The organism is Streptomyces tendae (assembly GCF_014650435.1).
In the GTDB taxonomy this organism is placed as follows: Bacteria; Actinomycetota; Actinomycetes; order Streptomycetales; family Streptomycetaceae; genus Streptomyces; species Streptomyces tendae.
The window spans coordinates 394,716-408,533 of record NZ_BMUY01000001.1 but is presented as its reverse complement, the minus strand read 5'-3'; the positions used below and the strand labels follow the sequence as shown (position 1 = coordinate 408,533).

The window sequence follows — 13,818 nt, the reverse complement described above, 5'->3', positions numbered from 1 at the left end:
GGCGCCGCTCGCGGACGGTACGTTTCCGCTCGTGCCCGCTCCCAAGAAGGCCCTCAGGCGATCCCTGACGGCCACCTCCGCCGCCCTGACCGCTCTCGCCCTCCTCTCCCCCGCCGCGCTCGCCGCACCGAGCCCGTCGACGAGTCCGTCGGCCACTCCGCCGGCGGCGATGTCGATCGTGGGCGGCGCACGGCTCGGCAAGCCCGGGACGCAGGTGGAGCTGGCGGGCGGGGCGCCCGTGCTGCCCAAGGACCTCACCGCCCGTTCGTGGATCGTCGCGGACGCCGAGTCGGGCGACGTACTGGCCGCGCACAACGCGCACTGGCGGCTGGCCCCGGCGAGCACCCTGAAGATGCTGTTCGCGGACACGCTGCTGCCGAAGTGGCCCAAGACGACGAAGCACAAGGTCGAGCCCTCCGACCTCGCGGGCATCGGCTCCGGGTCCAGCATGGTCGGCATCAAGGAGGGCGAGACCTACACCGTCCACGACCTGTGGCTCGGGGTCTTCCTGCGGTCCGGCAACGACGCGGTGCACGTGCTGTCGGCGATGAACGACGGCGTCGAGCAGACCGTCGAGGACATGAACGCGCACGCCGAGGAACTGCAGGCCCTCGACACCACCGCGGTCAGCCCCGACGGCTACGACATGCCGGGGCAGGTGTCGTCCGCGTACGACCTGACGCTGTTCGCCCGTTCGGGTCTGCAGAAGAAGGACTTCCGCGAGTACGCCTCGACGGTCCGCGCGAAGTTCCCCGGCGAGACCACGAAGAACAAGAAGGGCAAGACGTCCCGCGAGTCCTTCGAGATCCAGAACACCAACCGGCTCCTGGCCGGTGACTCCGACGTCGAGGTCTACCCCGGCATCGCGGGCGTGAAGAACGGCAACACCACCAACGCGGGTTCCACTTTCACGGGTGTCGCCGAGCGCGGCGGCCGGGTGCTGCTCGTCACCGTGATGAACCCGGCGAAGGACGAGCACAACGAGGTCTACAAGGAGACCGCCCGCCTGCTCGACTGGGGTTTCGCGGCGGCCGGCAAGGTGCGGCCGGTGGGAGAGCTGGTGGGGCCGAGGAGCGCCACTCAGGCGAGCCCCTCGGCGGGGGCCTCCGGTGAGGCCGGCGGCACCGGGAAGGGCGCGGCGGGCACGAAGCCGGTGGCGGGCGCCTCGACCGCGCACGGGGCCGGTGGGGTCGGGATCGCGGCCGGCATCACCGCGGGGGTGCTGGTGCTGCTCGCGGGCGGCGCGTTCCTGGTCAACCGGAGGTGGCCGCTGCCGGACCTGGTCCGCCGCCGGACCCGTCCTTGACGTCCGGGCCGCCCGTGCCGCCGTCGTTTCCGGCGCCCTCCTCGCCCAGCTCCTGCGCCTTGCTGCCGGTCGCGGTCCAGGCGGCGCAGAACAGCACCAGCTTCGCGGTGAAGTTGATCCACAGCAGCAGGGCGACGGGGACGCCGAAGGCGCCGTACATGCTCTTCGCCGCGACGCCCTGGATGTAGCCGCTGAGCAGCAGCTTCAGCAGTTCGAAGCCGACCGCGCCGATCAGCGCGGCGACCACCAGGCGGCGGCGCTCGGGCTGGACGCCGGGCAGCAGGGTCAGCACGTACAGCAGCAGCAGGAAGTCGGCGAGCACGGCGACGGCGAAGGCGGCGACGTAGAGCAGGACGCCGCCGACCCCGCCCTGGGCGAGGCCGATCGTGCGGATGATCCAGCCGACCAGCGCCGAGGCGACGGTGGAGATGCCGACCGTGATCAGCAGCGCGCCGCCGAGGCCGACGAGGACGCCCGCGTCCTTGGCCCGGTGCAGGACCGGGTTCTCCTCCTCGTCGGGCAGTTCCCAGACGGCGCGCAGACAGCCCCTCGTGGCCTCGATCCAGCCCATGCCGGTGAACAGCAGCAGGAGCGCGGAGATCACTCCGACGGTGCCGGCGTTGTCGACGAGGCCCTGGATGTTCAGCTGGTCGGAGATGCCGGGGATCTGCTCGGCGAGCTTGTCCTGGAGCTTGTCCTGCTGCTGCTTGTTCAGCGTGGCGGCGGCGACGGCGGCGGCCAGGCTCAGCAGCGGGAAGAGCGCGACGAAGCTGGTGAAGGTCATGGCTGCGGCCAGCCTCGACCACTTCACCCGGTCGAGCCGCTCGTAGGAGCGCCACGCGTGCGTGGTCATCAGGCGGGCGATCCACGGTCCCACGACGGGGAGCTTCTTCAGCCAGTCCATGATCCGACCCTGCCCCCGTTCGTCCCGTTCCATGATCCAGACCGGTCTCCGGATCCGGCCGTGGACCGGAAGACCAGTGTCCTTGTGCCCCAGAAGCGCAGGATCGTGCCCAGGAGCATGCCGACGCCGGCGCCGGAGACCGTGTCGGCGCGCTGCGAGGTGAGGCCGAGCCCGTAGTGGCTGACGGCCAGGCAGAGCAGTTGTACGGCGGCGCCCGCGGCGTTCACGGCGAAGAACACCGCGTAGGGGCGCAGGCCCCGGGGGCGGCCGAGGTGGCGGTAGGTGCCCAGCGCGTTGCCCGCGTAGGCGACCGAGCACCCGGCGACGAAGGAGAGCGTCTTGGCGGTGAGCGGGCCGAGACCGGCCGGGCCGCGCAGCCAGGTGAAGAGGCCGAGGTCGACGGCGTAGGCGAGCAGACCGACACCGGCGAAGCCCAGCAGTTCGCGCCGGTCGGCTACCAATTGGCCACCGCCAGGCCGTACATCGCGAGCCAGACCACGCCGATCAGCGCGAGGGCGCGGTCGCGCAGGACGACGTCCTCGGGTTCGCCCGCGGTGCCGCGGTCGGCGAAGACGGCGTAGCGCAGCACGGCGAGGACGAAGGCGATCATGGAGAGCTGGCGCCAGGGCAGCACGCTGGTGTGCGGGACGCCGCCCTCCTCCATGGCCCACAGGCAGTAGCCGAGGACGGCGACCCCGGCGGCGAGCTGCCAGACGAAGCGCAGGTAGCCGGTGGTGTACTCGGTGAGCAGCGCGCGCGTGGCGCCCTGCTTCCCGGCCATCTGCACGGCTTCCGAGTAGCGCTTGGCGGCGACCATGAACAGGGCGCCGAAGCCGGTCGTGATGAGGAACCAGCGCGACAGCGGGATGCCGAGCGCGAGCCCGCCGATCATCGCGCGCATCAGGAAGCCGGTGGTGACGACGGCGAGGTCGACGACCAGGACGTGCTTGAGGCTGACGCAGTACGCCAGTTGCATGGCGAGGTAGGCGGTCAGCAGGGCCGCGACGGGCGGGGGGCACAGCCAGGCGGCGAGGGCGGGCGCCAGGACGCCCAGGACGCCTCCGACGGCGTAGGCGAGCGGCACCGGGACGTCTCCGGCGGCGACCGGGCGGTGCCGTTTGACGGGGTGGGCGCGGTCGGCCTCGGCGTCCCGGGCGTCGTTGACGAGGTAGACGGCGGCGGCGGAGGCGGTGAACAGGACGAAGACCAGGGCGAGCCGGCCCAGCGCGGGCGCGGAGAACAGCTCGCCGGCGGCGGCCGGGGCGGCGACGACCAGGACGTTCTTGACCCACTGGCGGGGGCGTGCGGTGCGCAGCAGCCCGGCCGAGATCCGTCTCGCGCGGCGCGGCGGGTCGGGCTCCCGCTGCTGTTCGGGGCCGCGTTGGCGCAGGACGGCGGTGTCGGTGACGGCCGTGTCAGTCACGGGTGCCTCCGCGCATCCAGTCGGCGCCGAGCCGGGCGGTGAGCGCGCCCAGGGCGGCGCCCGCCGCGACGTCCGTGGGGTAGTGGACGCCGACGACCAGCCGGGAGGCGCACACGGCGGCGGCGAGCGGCCAGGCGGCACGCACCCCGAGCGCCCCGAAGACGACGGCGGCCGCGGCGGCCGAGGTGGCGTGGGAGCTGGGGAAGGAGTGCCGGCCGGCGGTGCGCACCAGGGGGACGACGTGCGCGGGGCGGGGGCGGCGCACGACCCGCTTCACGCCCATGCTGACGACGTGGGCGCCCGCGGTGAGCGCGGTGCCGCGCAGCCAGGCCGTGCGCCGCGGCGGGTCCACGGCGGCCGCGGTGAGGCCCGCCGCGAGCCACAGCGCCCCGTGCTCCCCGGCCCAGGACAGGGCGCGCGCGGCGCCGGCCACGCGCGGGTCGGTTCCGCAGGCCCTGAGCGCGCTGACGATCCGGTGGTCCATGTCGTCGAGGTCGTCCATGTGGACTCACTGTCCACGCCCGTGGCACGGGAGGGCGGGCACACCGGAGCGACATACCATTAATCACCCGTTTCAGGGATGCTCCGAATGTTCTGGAACCAATCCTTCACACAGGGACGGACAGGGGCGATACGGTCACCGCCATGTCTGCCGACACCGTTCCCGACGCCGACTGGGGCACCGTCACCGGCTGGGGCCGTACGGCGCCCACCGGAGCGCTCGTCGTGCGTCCGCGGACGTACGAGGAGGCGGCCGTCGCCGTCCGGGACTGCGGGGTCCGCGGCGCCGTCGCGCGGGGGCTCGGGCGGGCGTACGGGGACGCGGCGCAGAACGCGGGGGGTGCCGTGCTCGACATGACGGCCCTGGACCGCGTGCACGCGGTCGACGTCGCGGGCGGCACCGTGCTGTGCGACGCGGGTGTCTCCCTGCACCGGCTGATGGAGGTCCTGCTGCCGCTCGGCTGGTTCGTGCCGGTGACGCCCGGCACCCGCTATGTGACGGTCGGCGGGGCGATCGGCGCGGACATCCACGGCAAGAACCACCACGTGTCGGGGTCCTTCACGCGGCACGTGCTCTCCCTGGAGCTGCTCACCGCCGACGGCCGGGTCCGTACCGTCACCCCGGGCACGCCGCTGTTCGAGGCGACCGCGGGCGGCATGGGGCTGACCGGGGTGATCCTCACCGCGACGCTGCGGCTCCAGCCGGTCGAGACGGCGCTGATGTCGGTCGACACCGAGCGGGCCGGCGACCTGGACGACCTGATGACCCGGCTGACCGCCACCGACCACCGCTACCGCTACTCGGTCGCCTGGATCGACCTCCTCGCGCGCGGCCGGGCGACCGGCCGCGCGGTGCTCACACGCGGCGACCACGCCCCGCTGGACGCGCTGCCCGCCCGCTCCCGCGCCCGGCGCGCGCCGCTGGCCTTCCGCACCTCCCGCCTGCCGGCCGCCCCCGACCTGGTGCCGGACGGACTGCTCGGCCGGACCACGGTGGGCCTGTTCAACGAGGTCTGGTACCGCAAGGCCCCCCGGTGCAGCCGGGGCAGGCTCCAGCGGATCTCCACCTTCTTCCACCCGCTGGACGGCGTCCCGCACTGGAACCGGGTCTACGGCCGCGGGGGTTTCGTGCAGTACCAGTTCGTCGTCGGGCACGGCCGGGAGGAGGCCCTGCGCTCGATCGTGCGGCGCATCTCCGCCCGCCGCTGCCCCTCCTTCCTGGCCGTCCTCAAGCGCTTCGGCGAGGCCGACCCGGGCTGGCTCTCCTTCCCCGTGCCGGGCTGGACCCTCGCCCTGGACATCCCGGCGGGCCTGCCGGGGCTCGGCGCGTTCCTGGACGAGCTGGACGAGGAGGTCGCTCACGCGGGCGGCCGGGTCTACCTCGCCAAGGACTCCCGGCTGCGCCCGGAACTGCTCGCCGCGATGTACCCCCGCCTGGACGACTTCCGCGCCCTGCGCGCGGAGCTGGACCCGCGCGGGGTGTTCGTGTCCGACCTGGCCCGCCGCCTCGCCCTCTGACGCCCCCCGCCACCCCGACCTGTCTGGAGCAGCCGTGAAGGACGCCTTCGGCCTCCCCCAGTCCCTCCTCGTCCTCGGCGGTACGTCCGAGATCGCGCTCGCCACCGTGCGCCGTCTGGTGGCCCGCCGCACCCGTACGGTGTGGCTGGCCGGGCGCCCCTCCCCCGCCCTGGAGGCGGCCGCCGAGGAGCTGCGCGGCCTCGGCGCCGAGGTGCGCACGGCCGCCTTCGACGCACTGGACCCCGAGTCCCACGAGGCGGCGCTCGGCAAGGTGTTCGCCGAGGGCGACATCGACCTGGTGCTGCTGGCCTTCGGCATCCTGGGCGACCAGGCGCACGACGAGCGCGAGCCGCTGAACGCGGTGCGGGTGGCGCAGACCAACTACACCGGTGCCGTCTCGGCCGGGCTGGTCGCCGCCCGCTCCCTGCAGGCGCAGGGGCACGGCTCGCTGGTGGTGCTCTCCTCCGTGGCCGGTGAGCGGGCCCGCCGCGCCAACTTCATCTACGGCTCCAGCAAGGCGGGCCTGGACGCCTTCGCGCAGGGCCTGGGCGACGCGCTGCACGGCACGGGCGTGCACGTCATGGTCGTACGGCCAGGGTTCGTGCGGTCGCGGATGACCGAGGGGATGGCGGAGGCGCCGCTCGCCACGACGCCCGAGGCGGTCGCCACGGCGATCGAGCTGGGGCTGCGGCGGCGCTCGGAGACGGTGTGGGTGCCGGGTGCGCTGCGGGTGGTGATGTCGGCCCTGCGGCACCTGCCGCGGACCGTCTTCCGGCGGCTGCCGGTGTGAGGCGCGCGGCCCCGGCCCTCCCCGGCTAGCGGGTGGGCAGGGTGCCGCTCTCCACACGTCCGGCCTGCGGGGGCACCGTGGCGCTGCCGAAGGGGAACTCGCGCAGCTTGCGCCACACCGCGTCCGGGCCCTGCTCGTACAGCGCGAAGCCGGTGCAGGGCCACTGGGCCTCGTAGTCGGACAGCTCCTCGTAGGCGCGGTCCATCGCCGCCTCCTCGATGCCGTGCGCCACGGTGACGTGCGGGTGGTAGGGGAACTGCAGTTCGCGGGGGACGGGGCCGGACGCGTCGCGCACCCGCTTCTGCAGCCAGGAGCAGGCCGCCGCGCCCTCGACCACCTGGACGAAGACGACCGGCGAGAGCGGGCGGAAGGTCCCGGTGCCGGACAGCCGCATCGGGAAGGGCCGGCCGCGCGCCGCCACCTCCGCCAGGTGCGCCTCGACGGCGGGCAGCGCGGCGCCGTCGACCTCGGTCGGCGGCAGCAGGGTGACGTGCGTGGGGATGCCGTGAGCAGCGGCGTCGCCGAAGCCCGCGCGCAGCTGCTGGAGCTTGCTGCCGTGAGGCTCCGGGACCGCGATCGACACGCCGATCGTTACGGTCCCCACTTCGTCTCCTGTCGTTGTGTGTCCTTCGTCGGACACCCGGATATCGACTGTACGGCCACCGCCGTGCCGTGGGCAGGCGCAACCGGAGTGATGTGCAGCGCTACGGCGGCATGCCGGGGCGCACGGACGGTGCCGGGGGCACCGCGTGCGGCGGCACCCCGGGCGGCGTCGCGGTTCAGTGCTTGGCGGGCAGGAAGCCCAGCCTGTCGTACGCCCGGGCGAGGGTCTCCGCGGCGACGCTCCTGGCCTTCTCCGCGCCCTTGGCGAGGATCGCGTCGAGCGTCTCCGGGTCGTCCAGGTACTGGCGGGTCCGCTCCCGGAAGGGGGTGACGAACTCCACGACGACGTCGGCGAGGTCCGTCTTCAGCGCGCCGTAGCCCTTGCCCTCGTACTTCTGCTCCAGCTCCGCGATCTCGGCGCCGGTGAGGGTGGAGTACATCGTCAGCAGGTTGCTGACGCCGGGCTTGTGCTCGCGGTCGAAGCGGACCACGGTGTCGGTGTCCGTGACCGCGCTCTTCACCTTCTTCGCGCTGGCCTTCGGCTCGTCGAGGAGGTTGATCAGGCCCTTCGGGTTGGCCGCCGACTTGCTCATCTTGGCGGTCGGCTCCTGAAGGTCGTAGATCTTCGCCGTCTCCTTGAGGATGTGGGCGGTCGGGACGGTGAAGGCGTCGCCGTAGGTCTGGTTGAAGCGGTCCGCGAGGTCGCGGGTCAGCTCCAGGTGCTGGCGCTGGTCCTCGCCGACGGGGACCTGGTCGGCCTGGTACAGCAGGATGTCGGCGACCATCAGCATCGGGTACGTGAACAGGCCGACGGTGGTGCGGTCGTTGCCCTGCTTGGCGGACTTGTCCTTGAACTGCGTCATCCGGGACGCCTCGCCGAAGCCGGTGATGCAGTTCATCAGCCAGCCGAGCTGGGCGTGCTCGGGCACGTGGCTCTGCACGAACAGCGTGCAGCGGTCCGGGTCGAGGCCGGCCGCGAGGAGCTGGGCGGCGGCGACGCGGGTGTTCTCGCGCAGTTCCTTCGGGTCCTGCGGGACCGTGATCGCGTGCAGGTCGACGACCGTGTAGAACGCGTCGTGGGTGTCCTGCATGTCGACCCACTGGCGGACGGCGCCGAGGTAGTTGCCGAGGTGGAACGAGCCGGAGGTCGGCTGGATACCGGAGAGCACGCGGGGACGATCGTTGGCCATGTTCACCATTCTCTCAGGCTTCGCGGGGCGGTCGGGCACTGGTTCGGAACAGGGGGGCTCCATTCCGGGCCCGGCGGTGTAACAAGGGCGGGGACGGAGGGGGTGCGGCGTGCGGTGGTGGGCGAGAGCGGGGGCGGCGCTGGTCGCGGTGGTGTGGGCGGGGGTGCCGGGGACCGCGGTGGCGGACGGTGCGGCGCCCCTGGTGGATCCGGACGTGGCGGTGATCGTGTGGACGGGCACGGGGCGCACCACGTCCTGGCACGCGGGTGAGCGGGACTTCGACCGGTTGCGGAGCCTGCTCGACCCGTCGTACTCGGGGACCGAGCCGGTGCCGGAGGACTGGACGCGGGACCGCCGTCCGCCGGTGCGGTTCACGGTGCTGTGGGGGCTGACCGGTGTCGGGGGCTGGCCGCAGACGGAGCGGGCGCCGGGCGGGGACGTGGCGATGCTGCGGCAGGACCAGCTGTTCCTGGCCGGGGACGGCACGCCGTGGGTGCGCACCGATCCGGCGCCGGACGTGGCGGACGACGACATCCGCTGGCACCGGGTGCCCGAGGACACCTACGCGTGGCTGGCCGACGAGGGCTTCTTCGCCAAGGACGGTGCCGGGGACGCGGAGGAGGACGGCGGGCCGGGCGGGGTGTGGTGGGCCGCCGCCGGGCTCGGGGCGGGCGTCGCGGGGACGCTGCTGGTCCGCCGCGCGGCGGACCGGTACCGGACCGGACCGCCGCGCGGGGAGCCGCGTCAGGAGCTGATCGACCTGTAGAGCCTCGCGGCCTCTCAGCCGAGGTCGATCTCCGGGTACAGCGGGAATCCGGCCACCAGGTCGGTGGCGCGGTGCGAGATCTCGTCGGCGACCTTCGCGTCGAGGACGTGGGATGCCTTGGACGGGGCGCCGGACTTGGTGGTGCCGGGCTCGGTGGCGGTCAGGACGCGGTCGATCAGGCCCGCGACCTCGTCCATCTCCGCGGTGCCGAGGCCGCGCGTGGTCAGCGCCGGGGTGCCGATGCGGATGCCGGAGGTGTACCAGGCGCCGTTCGGGTCGGCGGGGATGGCGTTGCGGTTGGTGACGATGCCGGAGTCGAGGAGCGCGGCCTCGGCCTGGCGGCCGGTGAGGCCGTAGGAGGAGGCCACGTCGATCAGGTTGAGGTGGTTGTCGGTGCCGCCGGTGACCAGGGTGGCGCCGCGCTTGGTCAGGCCCTCGGCGAGCGCGCGGGCGTTGTCCACGATGCGCTGGGCGTAGTCCTGGAAGGCGGGCTGCCGGGCCTCGGCGAGGGCGACGGCCTTGGCGGCCATGACGTGCGGGAGCGGGCCGCCGAGCACCATCGGGCAGCCGCGGTCGACCTGGTCCTTGAGGGAGTCGTCGCACAGGACCATGCCGCCGCGCGGGCCGCGCAGCGACTTGTGCGTGGTCGTCGTGACGATCTGGGCGTGCGGGACCGGGTCGTAGTCGCCGGTGAGCACCTTGCCCGCGACCAGGCCGGCGAAGTGCGCCATGTCGACCATCAGCGTCGCGCCGACCTCGTCGGCGATCTCGCGCATGATCCGGAAGTTCACCAGCCGGGGGTACGCGGAGTAGCCCGCGACGATGATCAGCGGCTTGAACTCGCGGGCGGAGGCGCGCAGGGCCTCGTAGTCGATGAGTCCGGTGGCCGGGTCGGTGCCGTAGGAGCGCTGGTCGAACATCTTTCCTGAGATGTTCGGGCGGAAGCCGTGGGTGAGGTGGCCGCCGGCGTCCAGGGACATGCCGAGCATCCGCTGGTTGCCGAACGCCTGCCGCAGCTCGGCCCAGTCGGCGTCGGTGAGGTCGTTGACCTGGCGGGCGCCGGTCTTCTCCAGGAAGGGCACCTCGACGCGGGCGCCGAGGACGGCCCAGAAGGCGACCAGGTTGGCGTCGATGCCGGAGTGCGGCTGGACGTAGGCGTGGCGGGCGCCGAACAGCTCGCGGGCGTGCTCGGCGGCCAGCGACTCGACGGTGTCGACGTTGCGGCAGCCGGCGTAGAAGCGGCGGCCGATGGTGCCTTCGGCGTACTTGTCGCTGAACCAGTTGCCCATCGCCAGCAGCGTGGCCGGGGAGGCGTAGTTCTCCGAGGCGATCAGCTTGAGCATCTCGCGCTGGTCGGCGACCTCCTGGCCGATGGCGTCGGCGACGCGGGGCTCGACGGCTCGGATGACGTCGAGCGCGGCGCGGTAGGCGGTGGACTCGGGGGAGAGCGGCTGCTCGGCGGACATGGGGACCTCCGGACGTTGTGGTCAGCGTTCACGGTACGGACGGCCCAGGCGCACGGCACATGCTCTTCCCGGGCCGCTCCCCGATGGTTCGTCCCATCCCAGCGCGCCAGTCACGGCCCGGGGCCAGGCTACCGGGTGGGGCGGGGGCATGCCGTGGGTGTCCGTGATGCGGAAAGGCTCCGGCCGAACCGGTCGCGGGCCCGGCCGGCGTCGGCGGCGGACACCGGGGCCTGTCTAGGGCAGCGCCCGGCACAGTGCGTCCAGGGCGCCGGTCCAGGCGTGGTCGGGCGGGGTGCCGTAGCCGACGACCACCGCGTCCAGCGGGTCGGTCGTGGCCCTCGGGTGGCGGAAGACGGACAGGCCGTGCAGGCCCAGGCCGTGCCAGGCCGCCGATCTGAGCACCTGCTGCTCGGTGCCGGGCGGCAGACCGAGTACGGCGTGCAGACCGGCCGCGATCCCGGCGATCCGCACCTCGGGGTCCCGGCCGGCGAGGGCCGCGACCAGGGCGTCCCGGCGGCGCCGGTAGCGCAGGCGGGAGGCGCGGACGTGCCGGTCGTAGGCCCCGGAGGCGAGGAACTCGGCCAGCGTGAGCTGTTCCAGCACGCCGCAGGTGTCGGAGCCGCCGCGGGTCGCCGTGACCTCGTCGGCGAGCCCCGGCGGGAGTACCGCCCAGGCCAGTCGCAGGCCGGGGGCGAGGGACTTGCTGGCGGTGCCGAGGTAGGCGACGTGGTCGGGGGCGAGCCCCTGGAGGGCGCCGACGGGCTGGCGGTCGTAGCGGAACTCGCCGTCGTAGTCGTCCTCCAGGATCAGGGCGCCGGTGCGGCGTGCCCAGTCCACGACGGCCGCCCGGCGGTCGGGGTGCAGCGGCACGCCGGTCGGGAACTGGTGGGCGGGGGTGAGCAGCACGGCGCCCGCGTCCGTGAGCGCCCCGGGGTCGGCTCCCCGGTCGTCGACGGGCAGCGGGACGGTCCGCAGACCGGCGGCTTCGAGCAGGTCGCGGTGGACGTGCAGGCCGTACGACTCGACGGCCACGGTGTGCACGCCGCGCGCCCGCAGCACCGCGGCCAGCACCACCAGGGCGTGCGCGACGCCGCCGCAGACCAGCAGGTGGTCGGGGGCGGCGCGCACGCCCCGGGCGCGGGCGAGGTAGGCGGACAGCGCGCCGCGCAGGTCGGGGTGGCCGCGGGGATCGCCGTAGCCGAAGGCGTCGTTGGGGGCGGCCGTGACGGCGCGGCGGGCGGCTCTGAGCCACTCGACGCGCGGAAAGCTGGCGAGGTCCGGGCTGCCGGGGCGCAGGTCGTGGACGGGCCGGGCGGGCTCCCGGGGGCGCCGGGCCGAGGCTTCGGGCGGCGGGGCGGCGACACGGTCGGCGACGTGGGTGCCCGAGCCCTGGCGCGCGGTGAGCCAGCCCTCGGCGACGAGGTCGGCGTAGGCGTCGGCGACGGTGTTGCGGGCGATGCCGAGGTCGGCGGCGAGGACGCGGGAGGAGGGCAGCCGGGTGCCGGGTCCCAGCCGGCCGGTGCGGACTGCCTCGCGCAACGCGTCGGTGAGGCCGCGGCGCAGGCCGGGACCGGTGGGTTCGAGGTGCAGGTCGACGCCGAGAGTGGCCCATGATCTCGCCATGGGAATGGACCATACCGCTGGGCTGCTTCCTTCCTAGGGTCGAGGCATGACGACACACACCGATGACACGAAGTCCCAGGATCTCGCCGCCGAGGTACCCGTCCGGCTGAACTGGTCCCAGCACGCGCCCGAGGTCTACAAGGCGATGATCCGGCTCGAGACCGCCGCCAAGCGGGGGCTGGACCCGGCGCTGTACGAACTGGTGAAGATCCGCGCCTCGCAGATCAACCACTGCGCCTTCTGCCTCGACATGCACACCAAGGACGCCCTCGCCGCCGGTGAGAGCGTGGAGCGGATCGTGCAGCTGGCCGCCTGGGAGGAGTCGCGGCACTTCTACACGGAGAAGGAGCTGGCGGCGATCGAGCTGACCGAGGCGGTCACCGTGCTGACCGACGGCTTCGTGCCGGACGAGGTGTACGCGAAGGCCGCCGAGCACTTCGACGAGCCGGAGCTGGCGCAGCTGATCGCCGCGATCACGACGATCAACGCCTGGAACCGGTTCGGCGTGACCTGCCGGATGACGCCGGGCCACTACACGCCCGGCGGGCACGCGTGACGGCACGCACGCAGCTCCTTGACCGGGAGGTCGGGAAGGCGCTGTCGGCGCTGAGCGCGGCGGCCAAGAAGGGGCTGGGCGACCCCGTGCTCGCCGAGCTGGTGATGATCCGGGCCTCGCAGCTCAACCACTGCGCGTTCTGCCTGGACATGCACCTCACGCTGGCCCGCGGGAACGGGGTGGACGAGGAGCGCCTGGGCCTGCTCGCCGCCTGGGAGGAGGCCGAGGACCTGTACGACGGGCGGGAGCGGGCCGCGCTCGCGCTGACCGAGGCGATGACCGTCCTGACCGACGGCTTCGTGTCCGACGAGGTGTACGAGGGGGCAGCCAAGCACTTCGCAGACGGTGAACTGGCCCATCTGATCGGGCTGATCACCGCCATCAACGGCTGGAACCGGCTGATGGTCAGCCGCAGGGTCGCACCAGGGGGTTACACACCGTGAGTCACGCCGCAGCCTTCCGCGCCCTGCACCACGGCCGGGTCCCGGACGACCCCCTCGTCCTGCCGGGTCCCTGGGACGCCGCGAGCGCCCGGGTGTTCGCGGCGGCCGGGTTCCCGGCGCTGGCGACACCGAGCGCCGGGGTGGCTGCCTCGCTCGGGTACGAGGACGGGCGGACCCCGGCCGACGAGATGTTCGCCGCCGTCGCGCGGATCGTGCGCGCCGTGGACGTGCCCGTGTCGGCGGACGTCGAGGGCGGCTACGGCCTGCCGCCGAAGGAGCTGGTGGAGCGGCTCTTGGAGACGGGCGTCGTCGGCTGCAACCTGGAGGACTCCACCAGGGAGGGACTCAAGGACCCGGCGGAGCACGCCGAGTGGCTGGCCGGGGTGCGGGAGGAGGCCGGCGACCGGCTGTTCCTGAACGCCCGGATCGACACGTTCGTCCGGGGCGTGGCGGATCCGGGAGCGGCGATCGAGCGGGCCGCCGCGTACGTCGCCGCGGGCGCCGACTGCGTGTATCCCATCGCCGCCCCCGTTGCCGTACTGCCGCTGCTGCGGGCCGGGATCCAGGGGCCGTTGAACGTGCTCGCGCGTCCCGGTGAGGGCCCCTCGCCCGCCGAACTCGGCGGACTCGGGGCCACCCGGATCACCTTCGGGCCCGGGCTGCAGCGGCAGGCCGAGCGGGCGGTGCGGGAGCACGCGGAACGGCTCGCCGCCCGGCCGGGGCGATGAG

The 13,818-nt window shown here is 73.7% G+C and carries 15 protein-coding genes and 1 riboswitch; of the genes, 7 read left to right on the top strand and 8 right to left on the bottom strand.

Going from position 1 to position 13,818, the window contains the following annotated elements; all coding sequences use genetic code 11:
• Positions 1-31 precede the first annotated feature (31 nt).
• Positions 32-1,306, top strand: coding sequence for a D-alanyl-D-alanine carboxypeptidase family protein (locus IE258_RS01925; protein WP_373309703.1), 1,275 nt, complete (start codon positions 32-34; stop codon positions 1,304-1,306).
• Here the strand turns inward: IE258_RS01925 and IE258_RS01920 are convergent.
• Genes IE258_RS01920 through IE258_RS01905 form a run of 4 tightly spaced genes read right to left on the bottom strand, consistent with a single transcriptional unit; the run spans position 1,254 to position 4,135 of the window.
• Positions 1,254-2,210, bottom strand: coding sequence for a YihY/virulence factor BrkB family protein (locus tag IE258_RS01920; protein WP_229891903.1), 957 nt, complete (start codon positions 2,208-2,210; stop codon positions 1,254-1,256). The genes IE258_RS01925 and IE258_RS01920 overlap by 53 nt on opposite strands.
• Positions 2,198-2,671 carry a GtrA family protein gene (locus IE258_RS01915; protein WP_189738045.1) on the bottom strand — a complete coding sequence of 158 codons (474 nt, stop codon included), beginning with the start codon at positions 2,669-2,671 and terminating at the stop codon, positions 2,198-2,200. Before IE258_RS01915 ends, IE258_RS01920 begins: the two co-directional genes overlap by 13 nt.
• Positions 2,665-3,633, bottom strand: a complete 969-nt coding sequence (locus IE258_RS01910; RefSeq protein ID WP_189738042.1) for a decaprenyl-phosphate phosphoribosyltransferase — start codon at positions 3,631-3,633, stop codon at positions 2,665-2,667. Before IE258_RS01910 ends, IE258_RS01915 begins: the two co-directional genes overlap by 7 nt.
• On the bottom strand, positions 3,626-4,135 hold the full coding sequence (locus IE258_RS01905; RefSeq protein ID WP_189738039.1) for a phosphatase PAP2 family protein: 510 nt from the start codon (positions 4,133-4,135) through the stop codon (positions 3,626-3,628). The genes IE258_RS01910 and IE258_RS01905 overlap by 8 nt, the downstream gene beginning before the upstream one ends.
• Positions 4,136-4,278: 143 nt before the next feature.
• On the opposite strand from IE258_RS01905, the gene dprE1 reads away from it, so the two are divergent.
• Positions 4,279-5,652, top strand: a complete 1,374-nt coding sequence (dprE1, locus tag IE258_RS01900; RefSeq protein ID WP_189738035.1) for a decaprenylphosphoryl-beta-D-ribose oxidase — start codon at positions 4,279-4,281, stop codon at positions 5,650-5,652.
• Positions 5,653-5,686: 34 nt separating this feature from the next.
• Entirely contained in the window at positions 5,687-6,442 is a 756-nt protein-coding gene (gene dprE2 / locus IE258_RS01895; protein WP_189738032.1) for a decaprenylphospho-beta-D-erythro-pentofuranosid-2-ulose 2-reductase, read from the top strand.
• Positions 6,443-6,467: 25 nt separating this feature from the next.
• On the opposite strand, the gene IE258_RS01890 is transcribed toward dprE2, so the two are convergent.
• Both IE258_RS01890 and trpS read right to left on the bottom strand, forming a co-directional pair.
• Positions 6,468-7,046: a 2'-5' RNA ligase family protein gene (locus tag IE258_RS01890; RefSeq protein WP_087807643.1), complete on the bottom strand. Its 579-nt coding sequence runs from the start codon at positions 7,044-7,046 to the stop codon at positions 6,468-6,470.
• A gap of 175 nt (positions 7,047-7,221) precedes the next feature.
• Positions 7,222-8,235 carry a tryptophan--tRNA ligase gene (trpS, locus tag IE258_RS01885; protein WP_189738029.1) on the bottom strand — a complete coding sequence of 338 codons (1,014 nt, stop codon included), beginning with the start codon at positions 8,233-8,235 and terminating at the stop codon, positions 7,222-7,224.
• Between the two features lie 109 nt (positions 8,236-8,344).
• Here trpS and IE258_RS01880 point away from each other — a divergent pair, with 109 nt between their 5' ends.
• Positions 8,345-9,001 (top strand): hypothetical protein, encoded by a 657-nt coding sequence (locus tag IE258_RS01880; RefSeq protein WP_189738026.1) that lies wholly within the window; start codon positions 8,345-8,347, stop codon positions 8,999-9,001.
• Positions 9,002-9,015: 14 nt separating this feature from the next.
• Here the strand turns inward: IE258_RS01880 and IE258_RS01875 are convergent, their stop codons facing one another.
• Positions 9,016-10,467, bottom strand: a complete 1,452-nt coding sequence (locus IE258_RS01875; RefSeq protein WP_189738023.1) for a glycine hydroxymethyltransferase — start codon at positions 10,465-10,467, stop codon at positions 9,016-9,018.
• Between the two features lie 35 nt (positions 10,468-10,502).
• A riboswitch (ZMP/ZTP riboswitch) is annotated at positions 10,503-10,591 on the bottom strand.
• Positions 10,592-10,701: 110 nt separating this feature from the next.
• A complete protein-coding gene (gene pdxR, locus IE258_RS01870) occupies positions 10,702-12,090 on the bottom strand; it encodes a MocR-like pyridoxine biosynthesis transcription factor PdxR (protein ID WP_189738019.1) in 1,389 nt (462 codons plus the stop codon).
• A gap of 46 nt (positions 12,091-12,136) precedes the next feature.
• On the opposite strand from pdxR, the gene IE258_RS01865 reads away from it, so the two are divergent.
• Genes IE258_RS01865 through IE258_RS01855 form a run of 3 tightly spaced genes read left to right on the top strand, consistent with a single transcriptional unit; the run spans position 12,137 to position 13,817 of the window.
• Entirely contained in the window at positions 12,137-12,646 is a 510-nt protein-coding gene (locus IE258_RS01865; RefSeq protein WP_189738016.1) for a carboxymuconolactone decarboxylase family protein, read from the top strand.
• Entirely contained in the window at positions 12,643-13,089 is a 447-nt protein-coding gene (locus tag IE258_RS01860) for a carboxymuconolactone decarboxylase family protein (RefSeq protein ID WP_189738013.1), read from the top strand. Before IE258_RS01865 ends, IE258_RS01860 begins: the two co-directional genes overlap by 4 nt.
• Positions 13,086-13,817: an isocitrate lyase/PEP mutase family protein gene (locus tag IE258_RS01855; protein ID WP_189738010.1), complete on the top strand. Its 732-nt coding sequence runs from the start codon at positions 13,086-13,088 to the stop codon at positions 13,815-13,817. The genes IE258_RS01860 and IE258_RS01855 overlap by 4 nt, the downstream gene beginning before the upstream one ends.
• Position 13,818: the final 1 nt, after the last annotated feature.